Origin of the sequence: Nocardia alni, assembly GCF_019038435.1 — a bacterium.
In the GTDB taxonomy this organism is placed as follows: domain Bacteria; phylum Actinomycetota; class Actinomycetes; order Mycobacteriales; family Mycobacteriaceae; genus Nocardia; species Nocardia alni.
This window is the reverse complement of the sequence record NZ_JAGPOX010000411.1, coordinates 1-382: the sequence shown is the minus strand read 5'-3', so window position 1 is coordinate 382 and position 382 is coordinate 1. Positions and strand designations below refer to the sequence as shown.

Annotated in this window: 1 protein-coding gene; it reads left to right on the top strand. The window is 72.5% G+C overall.

Going from position 1 to position 382, the window contains the following annotated elements:
• On the top strand, nucleotides 1-382 hold a 382-nt coding region (locus tag JZ791_RS47550; protein WP_216904057.1), incomplete at both ends, for a TonB-dependent receptor domain-containing protein.

The window sequence follows — 382 nt, the reverse complement described above, 5'->3', positions numbered from 1 at the left end:
ACCAGCGCCTGAACGCCTCGATGGCGGTGTTCGACATCCGCAAGACCAACGTGCTCACGCGCGACCCGAACAACGGCAATTTCAGCGTGGCGGCGGGCGAGGTACGCAGCCGCGGCATCGAGGCCGACGTGGCCGGCCGGCTGGATGCCCACTGGCGCCTGACGGCCAACGCGGCCTTCACCGACACCGAAGTGCTGCGCGACAACAACCCCGCCCTGGTGGGCAAGCGCCTGCTGGGCATTCCGCGCGTGAGCGCCGGCCTGTTCGCCCTCCGCGAAGACCGCCTGGCCTCGGGCGGGCGCTACGGCGTGGGCGCGGGCCTGGTGCACGTGGGCGAGCGCACGGGCACCGCCACCGACACCTACCGGCTGCCCGCCTACAC